We start from the raw sequence: 14,968 nt of genomic DNA on the forward strand, positions 1-14,968 counted from the left end.
CTCAGTCTTCGGAACGCCGGGGTCCGGGCGGCCGGGCCAGGAAAGCCGGCACGTCGCTGCCGAAGCCCACCACGCCGTCACCGCCCTCATCGCGGTCGCGCTGCCGACGGTCGTCGCGGCGGGGCGGACGCTCGGCCTGGACCGGCGGCGGGGGCAGGGGACGCTCCGGCCGGGGTCGACGTTCGCGGGTTCTCGGCGCCTCGACCTCGGGCTCGGCCGCCCGTGCGCGGGGCTCCGGAGGCGGCGGGGCCGCCCGCGCAGGCGGCGGGGCCGCCGGCTCGGGCGCGGGCTGGGCCCGCGGCGCCTCGGCTTCGGCGTGGGCGCGGGGTTCGCGCCGCGGCCGTTCGCCACGGCCGCCGCTGCGCTCGCCGCCCCGGCCAGAGCGCTCGCCACGACCACCGCCGCGCTCACGACCACCGCGCTCCCGGCCTCCGGCGCGGGGCTCGTCCTTGATATTGGCCCAGTCGAAATCGAGGGTGATTTCTTCGGGCGTGTTGCCGGTCAGCTTCAGGATCTTGTCGAGGTTCCGGGCGTCGGCCGGGGTGACGATCATGAAGGTCTGGCCCGACTTGCCGGCCCGGCCAGTGCGGCCGATCCGGTGCACATAGTCGTCGGCGTGGTGCGGCACGTCATAGTTGAAGACGTGGCTGACATCGGGGATGTCGAGGCCGCGGGCGGCGACGTCGGAAGCGCACAGGAGGCGAAGCTCCCCCGTGCGGAAGGCCGCCAGCGTGCGCATGCGGGTCTGCTGGTCGAGGTCGCCGTGGATCGGGGCGGCGTCCAGGCCGTGCTTGCGCAGCGACTTGGCGACGACGTCGACCTCGGACTTGCGGTTGCAGAAGACGATGCCGTTCTTCACGTCCGCCCGGTCGATCAGGGCGCGCAGCGCGGTGCGCTTGGCCTTCGGATCGGTGGTCGGGATGCGCACCAGGTTCTGGGTGATGGTCTCGGCGGTGGTCGCCGGCCGCGCGGCCTCGATCCGCACCGGGTCCTTGAGGAACTGCTTGGTGAGGCGGGTGATCTCCGGCGGCATGGTGGCCGAGAAGAACAACGTCTGCCGCTTGGGCGGCGTCAGCTTGAAGATCCGCTCGATGTCGGGGATGAAGCCCATGTCGAGCATGCGGTCGGCCTCGTCGACCACCATCATCTGCACGCCGGTGAGCAGGAGCTTGCCGCGCTCGAAGTGGTCCAAGAGCCGGCCGGGCGTGGCGATCAGCACGTCGACGCCGCGATCCAGCTTGGCTTCCTGGTCGTTGAAGGAGACACCGCCGATCAGCAGGGCCCAGGTCAGCTTTTGGCCCTTGGCGTACTTCTCGAAGGCTTCCGACACCTGGTCGGCGAGCTCGCGGGTCGGCTCGATCACCAGCGCGCGGGGCATCCGGGCCCGGGCCCGGCCGGCGGCCAGTTTGTCGATCATCGGCAGGGTGAAGGCGGCGGTCTTGCCGGTGCCGGTCTGGGCGATGCCCAGCACGTCGCGGCCTTGCAGCACCACGGGAATGGCGTCGGCCTGGATCGGGGTAGCGGTGTGGTAGCCCGCGTCGGCGACGGCCTGAAGGGTCGCGGACGACAAGCCAAGTTCGGAAAATTCGGTCATTCGTTACAGATTGAGCGGGGACCCGCCCGGTGTCTGGGGGGTGGACCGCGGCGGCGCAGGCGGAGATCGCCGCGCGCGGCGGAAGATAGGGGCGATGTCGCCCAAGTCAACGCGTGCCGCGCTGCGGGGTTCAGAAACACGCTCGCGGCGGCCGGAGCTTCGGCGCAAAACCGGGCTCCGGGCCGCGCGCGGGAGCTTCGGCCAAGGACGCTCAGGTCAGGCCCGCCTCGACGGCGGGGGGATTTTTCTTGGACGCTATGTCGTCCTTGATCTGCTTGGCCCTGGCGATCATCACCGCCTCGGCCAGCAGCGCCGGGCCCGTGGGCGAGGCGATGAGCTCCCCCAGCGGCCCCTTGCGCACCGACTTCGGCACCTTCACGCCAGCGATACGCTTGGGCAGATAGGTCTGGGTCTTCTTCGCCATGCCGAAATCTCCACGTCGCCTGCAGTTCAAACGTGCTCATGATCGGCCACGTTCCGGCGTCGTCCGAAGCAGGGCCGGATCGACGTGCTCGGGCCGCGCGCCGAGGCCAACGAAGCGGGCCGGGAAGCGGCGCAGGAACGGCACGGCGGTCACCAGCCGCAGCGGCCAGGGCACGCCGGTCGGGCGGTCCCGGCCCAGGAATCGGTCGATGACGCGGTCCTGGATGAACACCTGGGCGGCCTGGGTGATGCGGGTCGGCGGCTCGCGGCGGGCCTGGACGGCGGCGAGGTCGGCGGCGGAGAGGCGGCCCTCGCGCAGGGGCGCGGCCAGGTGGTTGGCGGCGGCGACCGCGTCCTGGATGGCCAGGTTGATGCCGATCCCGCCGATCGGCGACATGGCGTGGGCCGCGTCGCCGATGCAGATCAGGCCCGGGCGGCTCCAGCGCTCCAGCCGGTCGACCTTGACGCTCAGCAGCTTGACGTCGTCCCAGCTGCGGAGCTCGGCCAGCCGCGCGGTGAAGGATGGCTCGGCGATGGCGACCTCGGCCTTGAACGCCTCGAGGCCGCGGGCGTGGACGGTGTCGAGCCCGCCCTTGCGGATGATATAGGCGCACTGCCAGTAGTCGCCGCGATCGATGGTGACCAGGAAACGGCCGCGCCGCAGCCGGCCGAGCGTCGGGCCGCCGTCGCCGGGCTGTTTCGACAGCCGCATCCAGAGCACGTCGATGGGGACGCCGATGTCCTGCACCTTGAGCCCGGCGGCGTCGCGCACCAGCGAGCCGCGGCCGTCGGCCCCGACCACCAGGTCGGCGCGGACCTCCAGCGGGCCCTCGGGCGTGCGAACCTTGAGGCCGACGACGCGGCCGGCGTCCTCGACGACGCCCTGCGCCTCCGCCTGCAGCATCAGGGTGAAGGCGGGCAGCTTGCGCCCGGCCTCGGCCAGCAGGTCGAGGAAGTCCCACTGGGGCATGAGGGCGATGAACTTGCAGCGGGTCGGCAAGCGGCGGAAATCGGCGACCTTCAGCTCGCGGCCCTCGATGACCACCTTGATCTCGGCGAGCCGATCGGGGTTGCGGGCCAGGAAGCCGTCGAGGAGGCCGATCTCGGCGAGCACATCGAGCGTCGAGGGGTGGACGGTGTCGCCGCGGAAATCGCGGAAGAAGTCCGCGTGCTTTTCCAGCACCACGACCTCGACGCCGGCGCGCGCCAGGAGGTAGCCGAGCATCACCCCGGCCGGGCCGCCGCCGGCGATGACGCAGCGGGTCTCGATCCGCCGCGCCTTCGAGGTCGCCGATCTCGCCATGCGTCGAGGCTAGCGGCCGTCCACCGAATAGGCGAGCAGCACGTTCACCCCGTTGCCGCCGGTGCGCGAGGCGCCGTTGAAGCCGCTCATCACATAGACCATGCCGCCCGCGATCGCGGGACCCAGGCCATCGATGCTGCCGCCGGGCTGGTCCTTGACCTGGTTGACGGTGTCGTAGGTCCGCGCCGTGGTCGAGCTTTCCCAGACGATCCTGCCGGTGGCGGCGTCATAGGCCCGGAACCAGCCGTCCGTCGTGCCGGAGAACACCAGGCCGGGGATGACCGACGGCGCTGCCGACTGGGCGTTGACGCAGACGCCGTTGGTATAGTCGCGGCTGCGGTCGCCGGCGTAGTGGCAGGGCGCATGGGGCGCCGGGGTATGCCAGAGCACCTTGCCGGTGGCCGGATCGAGGGCCGAGAGGCCCGGCTTGGCCGGGCCGGGGGGCGCGCCTTCGAGCGGTGGCTTGCCCTGCTTGGCGGCCATCTCGTCGAAGATGTCGATGATGTCGGAAATGGCCACATAGAGCCGCCTGTCGTCGGCGGCCATGCCCCACTCGACGCCGCCTAGCGCCGAGCCGGAGCCCACCTTGGTGCTCCAGATCAGCCGCCCTGTGTCGGGATCCATGCCATAGACCGTGCCGGACTTCTGGCCCGAGAGCACGATGTCCTTGCCGCCGGGCAGGTGGAAGAGGATCGGCGAGGCGCCGTAGTCGTAGTCGGGGCCAGTCGGATTGGGGCAGTTCACCCCGCGCACCGCGCCGTTGCAGCCGATGATGAAGTTGTCGCCCGGCGTCACCTGGTGGCTCCAGCGGACCTTGCCGGTGGCCATGTCCATGGCGACGATGGCGTCGGCGCCCAGGGTCGGGACCTCGGTGAAGCTGTCGCCGGTCGCCACATAGACGAGGCCGCGCCTGGCGTCGACGGTGGGCGCCGACCAGATGGCGCCGCCGGCGGGACCCTGCAGCTGGGTCCCGACCGAGTTCTTTCGCGTCGGACGCAGCGGCTCGGTGATGTCGTAGGTCTTCCACTGCACCTTGCCGGTGGCCAGATCGAGCGCCGAGAGCGAGCCGCGGAACGAGCAGCAGGCGTAGGTGGGCTGCGTCGCGGCGCCTTCCTCGCCCGAACTCATCGGCACGAAGAGCTGGTTGCCCGAGACGATCGGCGCGCCGGTGATCGTGCCCACCGGATTGCTCTCAAGCTGCGGGCTCGCCCAGAGTTCCTGGCCGGTCTGGGCGTCGAAGGCGTGGACCGTGCGGTTGCGCTCGCCCACGAAGGTCGCCCAGCCGGAGGGCGAGACCGGGGTGCGGACGATCATCGGGGTGGTGCGCGAGGTGACCCCTTCGGTCAGCCAGCGGACGCAGCCGGTCCTGGCGTCCAGCGCATAGAACTTGCCGGAGCGGTTGGTGATGAACAGCCAGTCGCCGATCACCGTGGGCATGCCGCCGCCGGTCATGGCGAAGGCCCACTTGACCTTCAGCTTGCCGACCTCGGCGCGGGTCAGGCCGGGATGGCGCTGGAAGCGGTGCGAGGTGGGATCGACGCCGACGCTGGCCCAGTCGGAGGCGCTTTGGCGGATCGGCGGGGCGGGGCCCGTGCATTTCACGTCTACGCCGACATTGGCCAGGAGCGGCGGGGGCCCGCGGGTCGGCGTGGGCGCGGCATGAGCCTCGGGCCCGGGCGCGGCGGCGGTCAGATAGGCGGCGACCGCCTGCTTGTCCTCGGGCGTGAGGCCGGCGGCCATGGGGACCATCGGTCCGGTGGTCAGGACCTCGACGATCTGGCCAGGCGCCATGGAGGCAAGCGTGGTGCGGTTGGGCGCGCGGCCCACGGCCGGGTCGTGGCAGGCCTTGCAGCGGCCGTTGAAGATCGCCTCGCCGTCCGGCGCGGTCTGGGCGTGCGTCATCAGCGGGGCGGCGAAGGCGGCCGCGCAGATCAGCGCCGCGCCCGCGGCGATCCAGTTTGAAAGCTTCATTCCCCCCGACCTTCTTCTTGAGGCGACGCGCAAGCGTCTTCCTGCACGCACATTGCAGGCGTGTGTCGACGGGCTCAAGGGGGTGTCGCGGGGGCCGGCAGGGTCGACTCAGGCGGAGGAGCGGTAGGGGTCCCTATTCCCACCGTCATCCTCCGCTCGCCCGCAGGGCGATGCGGGGGACCCAAGCTGAGATGGACGATTGGCGAGGCCGCTTGGGACCCCCGGATCGGGCTTATCGCCCGACCGTGGGATGACGGTGGGGGTGGCGGCGGCGGGAAAAGAAAGCCCCAGCTTGGCCGCGAAACGCTCGACCTGTTCATCCAGATCCTCGGCCTCGAAGGTCTCGGGGTCCTGGGCCTCGAGGGTGATGAGCTCGTCGAGGTCGTAGTCGAGGACGGTGCGGGTCTCCTCGCTCTCGGCCTCGGTCCAGATCAGGCCCTCGACGGCGGCCTTCACCTGGCCCTTGCGTTTCTCCAGCCGGCGCTTGGCGAGATCGATCACCTCGGCGGAGGCTTCACGGCCCCCGCGTTCGGCCTCGCGGGCGATACGCATCCGAAGCGCTGCTGTCTGGCGGACGCCGCGGGATAGGCGGTGGAACGTCAGCGCGAGCCGGGCTCGCTGATCAGGCTCTGCGGCCATGGCGTCGGCCTGCACCTGCAGGCTGAGCTCGAGACCGGCCTGGAAAAGCGACTTCAGCCCCTCGTCCAACTCGGTCGCGATGTCGGCCGCGCATAACATAAGAACAAAGATAGAACATCCGAAGCCACAAGGCAAGAAGATTCTTGAACCACGGAACTCACGGAAAACACGGAAGCGGCGGTGCGACGGGAGGTTCAGTGGGTTCCGTGTTCCGTGGTTTGAAATTCGAGGGCGCTGCGCGCGGGGCCCCAGGATGGGGCTGGCCGGGATGCCGCGTTGACGCGCCGGGAAGCTTGGCCTTCCATACCGACAGTGGGGGAGCGTCGGTATGTCGGAGTTTCTGGGGGGCGCCGAGGCGGATGACGCCGCGGCGGAGTCGGCGGGTGCGGGCACGAGCGCGGCGGCGGTGGCGATCGCGCTGCAGCGGGCGCGATCGCGCAAGCGGGGCGGGCAGGCCTCGGCCGAGGACCGGTTCCTCGAGGAACAGAGCGGCCTGATCGCCGATCAGCGGCGCCACCTGCACGAACAGCTGAAGACCATACGCCTCAAGCACTTCGGCGAGGTGCTGAAGGTGACTTTGCAAGTCTTGACCATCCTGGTGGGCGTACTGCTGCTTGGCGGGTTCGCGGCCATGGCCTGGCACGCGGCCCACGACGAGAGCCTGGTGATCGAGGGCATCGGCTCGCCGCCGGACCTGGCGGCCAAGGGCGTGACCGCCGCGGCGCTCTCCACAGGACTGGAAGACCGGCTGTCCCAGATGCGGTCGCAGACCGCGAGTCCGGTGGCCGCCGCCGAGGTCCGCGAGGCGGTCGCCAACGAGGTGAAGGTGGAGATCCCCGAGACGGGGGTCTCGGTCGGCGAGGTCAGCCGGGCGCTGCGCGACTGGCTGGGCCACGAGACCCATGTCACCGGCGAGGTGAGCCACATCACCAGCGGCCCGGAAGCCGGGGGGCTGGCCTTGTCGCTGCGGATCAGCGGCCAGCCCGGCGTGCGGCTGGTGCAGGCGGACGGCGATCAGGAGGCGCTCCTCCAGCGCGGCGCCGAGCAGATCTACCAATGGCGCGAGCCGCTCAGGTATTCGGCCTATCTGCAGCAGCACGGCCGACCGGACGAGAGCGTGGCGGTGCTGAAGCACGCCGTGGCGACCGCGCCGACCCCGCAGGCGCGGGCCGAGGCGCTGAGCGTGCTGAGCGGGGCGGTCAACATGACCTGGCCGCCCCTGGCCAGGCGGGCCCTGCTGGTGCGGGCGATGAAGCTGGTCCCCGGGCGCGGCTCGGCCTACGTCAACGTCGTCAGCCAGGACTATTCGCTGGGGCGCTGGGAACTGGCGCTGAACGAGGCCCGCACGGCCCAGCGGATGCCCCCGCCGCCGGCCAGCGCCGAAAGCGGCAAGACGCTCTGGCGCCTGCTGGGCGAGAGCAACCAGGGCCTCTATCTGAACGACTACAGCCGCGAGCTGACCCAGGCCTGCGGCACCTATGAGGTCGAGCCCTGCCAGCCGACCGCCATCGCCGACGCGGTGCTGGGCGACGAGGGGACCGAGTTGATCCGCAACGACCCCGTCCTGGCGGTGGGTGGGCGGCTGCCGGCCTTCGTGGTGCGCATGGCGCGGATCCACGCCGTGACGCCCGCCGCGCGCCTGCTGGCGGCCAAGGGCCCTTCGTCGGCCGGGCCCGACGCCTCGCTCACCGCCGCCGTCGCCTCGACCTGGGTCTTCGCCGCCGTGGAGATCGACCAGCAGCGGGAGGACTGGGCGGCGGTGCTGCGCGACAGCGGCGCCTGGGAGACAATCACCGCGCCTTGGCCGGGACTGATCATTCCGATGTCGCCGGAGCTGAACCGCGCCCTGGCGCTCGCCAAGCTGGGCGACGTTTCGGCGGCCGAGGCGCTGGTCGGCCGGACGCCGCGCGACTGCTATCCCTGCCTGCGGATGCGCGGCCGGGTGGCGGCGGTGAAGGGCGACATGGCCGGCGCCAACCACTGGTTCGCCGAGGCGGCGCGCCAGGCGCCCTCGCTGCCCATGGCCGACGACGACTGGGGCCGCGCCCTGCTGGAGGCCGGCGACGCCGCCGGGGCGGCCGCGCATGGCAAGGCCGCGATCGCCAAGAGCCCCAACGACGCCGACGGACTCACCCTGTGGGGCGAGGCGCTGTTGGCGCAGGGCGACGCCAAGGCGGCGGCCGACAAGCTTGGCGCGGCGGCGAAGCTCGCCCCCTGGTGGGGCCGGGTGCGCCTGAAGCACGCCGAGGCCCTGGCGAAGCTGGGCCGCGCCGACGAGGCGCGGGCCGAGCTGCGGGCCGCCGCCGGCCTCGACCTCGCGCCGTCCGAACGGGCCGAGCTCGCCGGGCGGAAGGTGTGAGCCGAGGGCCCTCGGCCCACGATCCGGAGTTGGCCCAGCCGGCCCTCACCCGACCTCTCCCGCGAGCGGGAGAGGAGCCTTTGCTCAGACGTCGAGGTCGGCCGCGGCGAACTCGGCGTTTTCCTGGATGAAGCGGAAGCGCAGCTCCGGCTTGCGGCCCATCAGGGCTTCCACGAGGCTTTCCACGGCTTCCTCGGCGCGGGGCAGGGTGATGCGGGCGAGCGTCCGCGTCGCCGGGTCCATGGTGGTTTCCTTGAGCTGGGCAGGCATCATCTCGCCCAAGCCCTTGAAGCGGCTCATCTCGGGCTTCTTGTTCTTGAATTCGGTGGCCAGCAGCTCGTCGCGGTGGGCGTCGTCGCGGGCATAGACCGCCTTGCCGCCATGGCTCAGGCGGTAGAGCGGGGGCAGGGCGAGGTAGAGGCGCCCGGCGCGGATCATGTCGGGCATGGTCCGGTAGAAGAAGGTGATCAGCAGGCTGGCGATGTGGGCGCCGTCCACGTCGGCGTCGGTCATGATGATGATGCGCTCGTAGCGCAGCTCTTCCTCGCGGTACTTGGCGCCGCCCTGGGCGCCGAGCGCCAGCATCAGGTCGGCCAGCTCCTTGTTGCCGCCGGTCTTGTCGGTGGAGGCCGAGGCGACGTTGAGGATCTTGCCGCGCAGGGGCAGGATCGCCTGGGTCTTGCGGTTGCGGGCCTGCTTGGCGGAGCCGCCGGCGCTATCGCCCTCGACCAGGAACAGTTCAGCGCCGTCGATGGCGCCGCCGGAGCAGTCGGCGAGCTTGCCCGGGAGCCTGAGCTTGCGCGTGGCCGAGGCGCGGGCGACCTCCTTGTCGCGGCGGCGCTTCAGCCGCTCCTCGGCGCGCTCAACGACGAATTCCAGCAGCGCGGTGGCCGACTTCGGCTGGGCGGCCAGCCAGTGGTCGAAGGGGTCGCGCAGGGCGGTTTCCACCAAGCGCTGGGCGTCGGTGGAGGACAACCGCTCCTTGGTCTGGCCCTGGAACTCCGGATTGGCGACGAAGACGCTGACCAGGGCGCCGGCCTGGGCGACCACGTCGTCGGCGGTGATCAGGCCGCCCCGCTTCTCGCCGGTCAGTTCGGCATATTGCTTCAGCCCCCGCGTGAGGGCGGCGCGCAGGCCCGCTTCATGGGTGCCGCCTTCCGGAGTCGGCACGGTGTTGCAGTAGGACTGCAGGAAGCCGTCGGCCTCGCCGAAGCCGGCCGGCGTCCAGGTGATCGCCCACTCGACCTTGCCGGTCTCGCCGGGCCGCGCGTAGCGGCCGGCGAAGGGTTCGGGCGTGACGGTCTCGATGTCCTTGACGCGCTCGGCCAGGAAGTCGGCCAGGCCGTTGGGGAAGCGGAAGACAGCCTCGGCCGGCGTCTGGTCGTGGATGCGCGACGGGTCGCACGTCCAGCGGATCTCGACGCCGCCGAACAGATAGGCCTTGGAGCGGGCCATGCGGTAGAGGCGGGCGGGCTTGAAGGCCACGCCCTCGCCGAAGATCACCGGGTCGGGGGCGAAGGTGATGGCCGTGCCGTGCTTGCGGGTGGGGGCGATCTGCTGGATGGGCCCCAGCGGCTTGCCGCGGGTGAAGGCCTGGCGCCACTCGTGGCCGTCCTTCCAGGCGGTGACCTCGACGCGCTCCGACAGCGCATTGACCACCGAGACGCCGACGCCGTGCAGGCCGCCGGAGGTCTCATAGGCCTTGCCGGAGAATTTCCCGCCCGAGTGCAGGACGGTCATGATCACTTCCAGGGCCGACTTGCCCGGATGCTTTGGGTGCGGATCGACGGGGATGCCGCGCCCGTCGTCCTTGACGGTGAGCGCGCCGTCGGCCTCGAGGATCACCTCGATCACCTTGGCGTGGCCGGCGACGGCCTCGTCCATGGCGTTGTCCAGCACCTCGGCGAACAGGTGGTGCAGGGCCCGCTCGTCGGTGCCGCCGATGTACATGCCCGGCCGCTTGCGGACCGGCTCGAGGCCTTCGAGGACCTCGATGTCCTTGGCCGAATAGCCGCCCGAGGCTTTGGCGCCCGCGGCGCCGGCCAAATCGGGGCGCGGCTCATGGCTCTCCGCCAGCGGGGCCGCGGGCACGGGGTTCAGCGCGTCGTCTCCGAAGAGATCGAGGGGTTGGGCGGCGGACTTGGGGGTCATGTGACCTGGAGGGTGAGGCGATTCTGGATGGGTATGAATCGCGCCGCGCTTCGACGCAATGCGGCTGCGTGGCCTTGCCAGGCGCCCGATTTGCAGCGAGCGTGGCTTTAGGGGATCGCGCGAGGCCTGTGTCGGGTCAAAACGAGACGCGAAGCCCGGGTAAGGGAGGGACGACCATGCCGAACCAATCGGCGCGCAAAAGACGCATGCCCATCGAAATGGCCAACCTCGGCGCGGGTCTGGCCGCCTGCGCCACGGTGATCGCGGCGGGCGCAGGCCTGTCGGCGGTGCTGCCGGCGACCTCGCCCTGGCTCACCGCCGCCGCCTGGCTGGCCCCTGCGGGCCTGGCCTTCGCCGCCTACTGGTGGGCCGCGCAGAAATTGTAGGACGCGTCGCGCGGTGAGGCCGCAGCGGTTGAGCGGCCGCGGCTCGGCGGCCGGTCCGATGCGTTACCTGGGCGCGTAGATGGCGCTGAGCAGGTCGGGTTTGCCTTCCAGGCGTTCGAGGTGGGGGTATTTGAGGCCGCCGCGGTAGTCGAGGGCGACGACGCGGAAGTGGTCGCCATCCTTGACGATCAGGGTGACCGGCGGGCCCGACTTGGCGTTGGTGATCGCCTCCTTCAGCAGATCCATGTCGTAGGCGATGCCGTTCACCGCGATGATCTTGCCGCCCACCGTCAGCCCCGCCTTGAAGGCCGGGCTGTCCCACAGGACCCCGGTGACGGTGGCCTCGCGGTTGAGGGTCAGGCCGAGGGAATAGGTGAGGTCGACCGATTTGCGGTTGGTCTCGTTCTGCTTCCAGTAGTCGCTGGGCGTCTCGGTATAGACCAGCCTGTAGCCGCCGCGCGCCAGGCCATCGAGAGGGTACCTGGGCGCCACCTCGTTGATCCGCTCGCCCAGGAACTTCGCCCAGTCGTAGGGCATGACGGCGTTGAGCCCCGCGACGATGTCGTCGAAGCTGTAAGTCACCTCGGAATAATTTCCGTCCTCGATGCCGAAGAAGCCGCGGGCGAAGTCGTCGAGCGACTTGGCCCCATTGGTGCGCTCGCGGATCAGGGTGTCGGCGTCGAGCCAGACGAGCTGGCCCTCGGAATAATAGTCCTCGCTGCGCTGCCAGCTGGTCCAGGCCTGCGCCCGGCGGTTGGCGATGATCGGATCGTTGGTGGTGTCCTCCACCGAACGCCAGGCGCGGCCCGGGCGGCCGGTGGAATAGGTGGCCGCGGTCATGGCCAGGGCATCGAGCGTCTGCTGCCTGGTGACCAGGCCCGACCGGGCGCCCAGGACAAAGCCCCAGTACTGGTCCTGGCCCTCATAGACCCAGAGCAAGGAGTCGCGCATGGGCACGTTGAGGTTGGGCGTCCAGAGGTCGGCGGGCCGCCGGAACTTGCCGTCCCAGGAGTGACTGTATTCGTGCGGCAGGAGGTTGCGGGCCGGCGCGTTCTTCGCCCAGTCGGTGAAGTAGTCGGGCCGCGTGCCGTCTTCCGAGGAGCGGTGGTGCTCCAGGCCGATCGAGCCTAGCCGGTCGGAGAGGGAGAACAGGAAGTCGTAGTGGTTGTAGTGCCGCGCGCCGTAGAGCCGGTCGGCCTGGCGCACCAACTCGCGATGCTTCTCGATCTCCTCAGGCGTGGCGGCCAGCAGCTCGGGGCGGTCGGCGGCGACGTCGAGGCGGACGGGCGACTTGCCCGAGGTGTCGAGGTCGAACGACTTGAAGTAGCGGCCGGCGAGCAGGGGCGAATCCATCAGCACGTCGAAGGGGGCGGGCTTGAAATGGACCCCGCCGGCGCCTGTGGAGGCCGGCTCCAGCGCCGTGCCGTAGCCCCAGCCGTCGGGCAGGCGGATGCTGGCGGCGACCGGGATGCGCCGCATGAAGTAGCCGGCGGGATAAAGCGCCAGGTCGATCCACTCGGCGCTGAGCATCTCCGGGGTTATCAGCACCCGGCCCTGGTCCATGGCGGTGGGCGTCAGGAACTGGAAGTCGACGTCGAGGCTGGTCGCCCCGGGTGGCGGGGTGACGTGAAAGGCGAAGACCTCGACCGGGTCCCGGGTCCAGGGAACGACCTGACCCTTGGCGTGGATGACGAGGCCGGCCACGCCATAGAGCGGATTGCGCGGCGTGTGCCCGCCCGGCACCCATTCGGGATAGAGCAGGGTCATGGGGCCCGAGGCGGTCACCGGGATGGTCTCGTGGACGGTGAAGATGCGCCGGTCGAGGTCGGTTGCGTCGACCTCGACATGCAGCATGCCGGGATAGGCGATGTCGCGCGGCGCCTCGATCGGCGGCGGCATCGGGGCGGGCTGGGGACCGGGCGAGGGCTGGGCTGCGGCCGGAGCGGCAAGGGCGAGCGCGGCGCAGGCCACGAGGAGGCTGGTCTTCACGCGGTTCCGGTCTCTGAGAGGTCGATCCTTGCGCTGTTGTAGAGGCGTCCGCGGAAAGCTCAAAGGGGCTCGAAAGCCAAGGGCCGCGGATTGCCCGCGGCCCTTGTTCGTCGCGTCAGGACGTGACGCCTAGCACTTGAAGTACATGTCGAATTCCACCGGGTGCGGGTGGAGGGCCAGGCGCATGACCTCCTCCATCTTCAGCTCGATGTAGGCGTCGATGAAGTCGTCGTCCATGACCCCGCCCTTCTTGAGGAAGGCGCGGTCCTTGTCGAGATTCTCCAGCGCCTCCTTCAGGCTGCCGCAGACCTCGGGGATCTTCTTCTGCTCGCGGGGCGGCAGGTCGTAGAGGTTCTTGTCGGCCGGCGCGCCCGGATCGATCTTGTTCTCGATGCCGTCGAGGCCCGCCATCAAGAGCGCCGTGAAGGTCAGGTACGGATTGCCCATGGGGTCGGGGAAGCGGCATTCCAGGCGCTTGGCCTTGGGGCTGTCGACGTGCGGGATGCGGATCGAGGCCGAGCGGTTGCGCGACGAATAGGCCAGCTTCACCGGGGCTTCGTAGCCCGGGACCAGGCGCTTGTAGGAGTTGGTGGTGGAGTTGGAGAAGGCGTTGATCGCCTTGGCGTGCTTGATGATGCCGCCGATGTACCAGAGGCACATGTCCGACAGGCCGGCGTATTTGTCGCCGGCGAACAGCGGCTTGCCGCCCTTCCAGATCGACTGGTGCACGTGCATGCCCGAGCCGTTGTCGGCGAACATCGGCTTGGCCATGAAGGTGGCGGTCTTGCCGTAGGCGTGAGCCACGTTGTGGATCACGTACTTATAGAGCTGCAGGCGGTCGCCCATGGTGATCAGCTCGGCGAACTTCAGGCCGAGCTCGTGCTGGGCCGGCGCCACCTCGTGGTGGTGCTTTTCCGGCTGCATGCCGAGCTCGCCCATCACCGCCAGCATCTCGCCGCGGAGGTCCTGGGCGCTGTCGATCGGATTGACCGGGAAATAGCCGCCCTTCGGGCCCGGGCGGTGGCCCATGTTGCCTTCCGGATAGGACTTGCCCGAGCTCACCGGCAGCTCTGTGGAGTCGTAGGAATAGCGGGTGTCGTGCGGGGCCGTGTTCCACTGCACGTCGTCGAACACGAAGAACTCGGCCTCCGGGCCGAAGAACACCGTGTCGCCCACGCCCGAGGACTTCACGTAGTTCAGCGCGCCCTTGGCGATGGAGCGCGGGTCGCGGTTGTAGGGGGTGCCCGTGTCGGGGTTCACCACGTCGCAGAACAGGGCCAGCGTGGTCTGCTGGTAGAAGGGGTCGATGATGGCCGTGGCGAGGTCCGGCCGCAGCTTCATGTCGCTCTCGTTGATCGCCTTCCAGCCGGCGATCGAGGAGCCGTCGAACATGGTCCCGTCGGTCAGGAAATCGTCGTCCACGAGGTCGATGTCGAAGGTGACGTGCTGCATCTTCCCGCGCATGTCGGTGAAGCGGACGTCGACGTATTTGACGTCCTTCTCCTTGATCTGCGCCAGGATGTCTTTGGCGGTCGGCATTGATGGGATCCCCTGTTGAAGTCTCGATAAGGTGGCGGACTAGACGGCGGCGGCGCCGGTCTCCCCGGTGCGGATGCGCATGACGTCCAGGATGTCGGAGACGAAGATCTTGCCGTCGCCGATGCGCCCGGTGCGGGCGGCCTGGGCGATCGCCTCCAGGGCGCGTTCGAGCTGGTCGTCGGGGACCACCACCTCGATCTTGATCTTGGGCAGGAAGTCGACGACGTACTCCGCGCCGCGGTAGAGCTCGGTCTGGCCCTTCTGGCGCCCATAGCCCTTGGCCTCGATCACCGTCATGCCCTGGACGCCCAGCTCCTGCAGGGCCTCCTTCACCTCGTCCAGCTTGAACGGCTTGATGATGGCTTCGATCTTCTTCATGGCCCGACTGTTACTCGCCCCCAGACGCGGTCGCGGTCGCGGTCGCGTGCGCGTGCGCGTTCGGGGCGGACGGAGCACGCGCCACGCGCGCCGCACAAGCGGAGCGGCGTCGCATCGCGCGCCTGCCGCGCATCAAAGAGGCGGGCGCCCAAAAACCAGGCGCCGTGAGCGCAAAAAATGCGCAGTCCCCGATTGGCCTTGTGGCGGCGGCTTCGGCGCCTAGGATCGCCGCCGTC

11 protein-coding genes are annotated in these 14,968 nt (G+C 70.1%); 2 read left to right on the forward strand and 9 right to left on the reverse strand.

Going from position 1 to position 14,968, the window contains the following annotated elements:
* Position 1 precedes the first annotated feature (1 nt).
* The 5 genes from VGT80_RS14310 to VGT80_RS14330 form a co-directional block, all read right to left on the reverse strand.
* Positions 2–1,594, reverse strand: a complete 1,593-nt coding sequence (locus VGT80_RS14310) for a DEAD/DEAH box helicase (protein WP_327456925.1) — start codon at positions 1,592–1,594, stop codon at positions 2–4.
* A 211-nt stretch (positions 1,595–1,805) separates the two neighbouring features.
* Positions 1,806–2,018: a hypothetical protein gene (locus VGT80_RS14315; protein WP_327456927.1), complete on the reverse strand. Its 213-nt coding sequence runs from the start codon at positions 2,016–2,018 to the stop codon at positions 1,806–1,808.
* Positions 2,019–2,054: 36 nt separating this feature from the next.
* Entirely contained in the window at positions 2,055–3,320 is a 1,266-nt protein-coding gene (locus VGT80_RS14320) for an FAD-dependent oxidoreductase (RefSeq protein WP_327456929.1), read from the reverse strand.
* Between the two features lie 9 nt (positions 3,321–3,329).
* Entirely contained in the window at positions 3,330–5,291 is a 1,962-nt protein-coding gene (locus VGT80_RS14325; RefSeq protein ID WP_327456932.1) for a PQQ-binding-like beta-propeller repeat protein, read from the reverse strand.
* Positions 5,292–5,399: 108 nt separating this feature from the next.
* Entirely contained in the window at positions 5,400–5,999 is a 600-nt protein-coding gene (locus tag VGT80_RS14330) for a hypothetical protein (protein WP_327456934.1), read from the reverse strand.
* Between the two features lie 259 nt (positions 6,000–6,258).
* Between VGT80_RS14330 and VGT80_RS14335 the strand changes: the two genes are divergently transcribed.
* Positions 6,259–8,289, forward strand: a complete 2,031-nt coding sequence (locus VGT80_RS14335) for a hypothetical protein (protein WP_327456936.1) — start codon at positions 6,259–6,261, stop codon at positions 8,287–8,289.
* Between the two features lie 84 nt (positions 8,290–8,373).
* Here the strand turns inward: VGT80_RS14335 and parE are convergent, their stop codons facing one another.
* Positions 8,374–10,440 carry a DNA topoisomerase IV subunit B gene (gene parE, locus VGT80_RS14340; RefSeq protein WP_327456938.1) on the reverse strand — a complete coding sequence of 689 codons (2,067 nt, stop codon included), beginning with the start codon at positions 10,438–10,440 and terminating at the stop codon, positions 8,374–8,376.
* 206 nt (positions 10,441–10,646) lie between these two features.
* Here parE and VGT80_RS14345 point away from each other — a divergent pair, with 206 nt between their 5' ends.
* Positions 10,647–10,826: a hypothetical protein gene (locus tag VGT80_RS14345; protein WP_327456940.1), complete on the forward strand. Its 180-nt coding sequence runs from the start codon at positions 10,647–10,649 to the stop codon at positions 10,824–10,826.
* A 63-nt stretch (positions 10,827–10,889) separates the two neighbouring features.
* On the opposite strand, the gene VGT80_RS14350 is transcribed toward VGT80_RS14345, so the two are convergent.
* From VGT80_RS14350 to VGT80_RS14360, 3 genes are all read right to left on the reverse strand, one after another.
* Positions 10,890–12,815 (reverse strand): peptidase M61, encoded by a 1,926-nt coding sequence (locus tag VGT80_RS14350; protein WP_327456942.1) that lies wholly within the window; start codon positions 12,813–12,815, stop codon positions 10,890–10,892.
* A gap of 129 nt (positions 12,816–12,944) precedes the next feature.
* A complete protein-coding gene (gene glnA / locus VGT80_RS14355) occupies positions 12,945–14,354 on the reverse strand; it encodes a type I glutamate--ammonia ligase (protein WP_327456944.1) in 1,410 nt (469 codons plus the stop codon).
* A 39-nt stretch (positions 14,355–14,393) separates the two neighbouring features.
* Positions 14,394–14,732 carry a P-II family nitrogen regulator gene (locus VGT80_RS14360; protein ID WP_327456946.1) on the reverse strand — a complete coding sequence of 113 codons (339 nt, stop codon included), beginning with the start codon at positions 14,730–14,732 and terminating at the stop codon, positions 14,394–14,396.
* Positions 14,733–14,968 lie beyond the last annotated feature (236 nt).

This window comes from Phenylobacterium sp. (assembly GCF_035944335.1).
Taxonomy (GTDB): domain Bacteria; phylum Pseudomonadota; class Alphaproteobacteria; order Caulobacterales; family Caulobacteraceae; genus Phenylobacterium.

What these genes read in the sequence shown, in the direction of transcription:
- VGT80_RS14310 (WP_327456925.1), bottom strand. Translation starts at nt 1,594, where the DNA reads ATGACCGAATTTTCCGAACTTGGCTTGTCGTCCGCGACCCTTCAGGCC.
- VGT80_RS14315 (WP_327456927.1), bottom strand. Translation starts at nt 2,018, where the DNA reads ATGGCGAAGAAGACCCAGACCTATCTGCCCAAGCGTATCGCTGGCGTG.
- VGT80_RS14320 (WP_327456929.1), bottom strand. Translation starts at nt 3,320, where the DNA reads ATGGCGAGATCGGCGACCTCGAAGGCGCGGCGGATCGAGACCCGCTGC.
- VGT80_RS14325 (WP_327456932.1), bottom strand. Translation starts at nt 5,291, where the DNA reads ATGAAGCTTTCAAACTGGATCGCCGCGGGCGCGGCGCTGATCTGCGCG.
- VGT80_RS14335 (WP_327456936.1), top strand. Translation starts at nt 6,259, where the DNA reads ATGTCGGAGTTTCTGGGGGGCGCCGAGGCGGATGACGCCGCGGCGGAG.
- parE (WP_327456938.1), bottom strand. Translation starts at nt 10,440, where the DNA reads ATGACCCCCAAGTCCGCCGCCCAACCCCTCGATCTCTTCGGAGACGAC.
- VGT80_RS14345 (WP_327456940.1), top strand. Translation starts at nt 10,647, where the DNA reads ATGCCCATCGAAATGGCCAACCTCGGCGCGGGTCTGGCCGCCTGCGCC.
- glnA (WP_327456944.1), bottom strand. Translation starts at nt 14,354, where the DNA reads ATGCCGACCGCCAAAGACATCCTGGCGCAGATCAAGGAGAAGGACGTC.
- VGT80_RS14360 (WP_327456946.1), bottom strand. Translation starts at nt 14,732, where the DNA reads ATGAAGAAGATCGAAGCCATCATCAAGCCGTTCAAGCTGGACGAGGTG.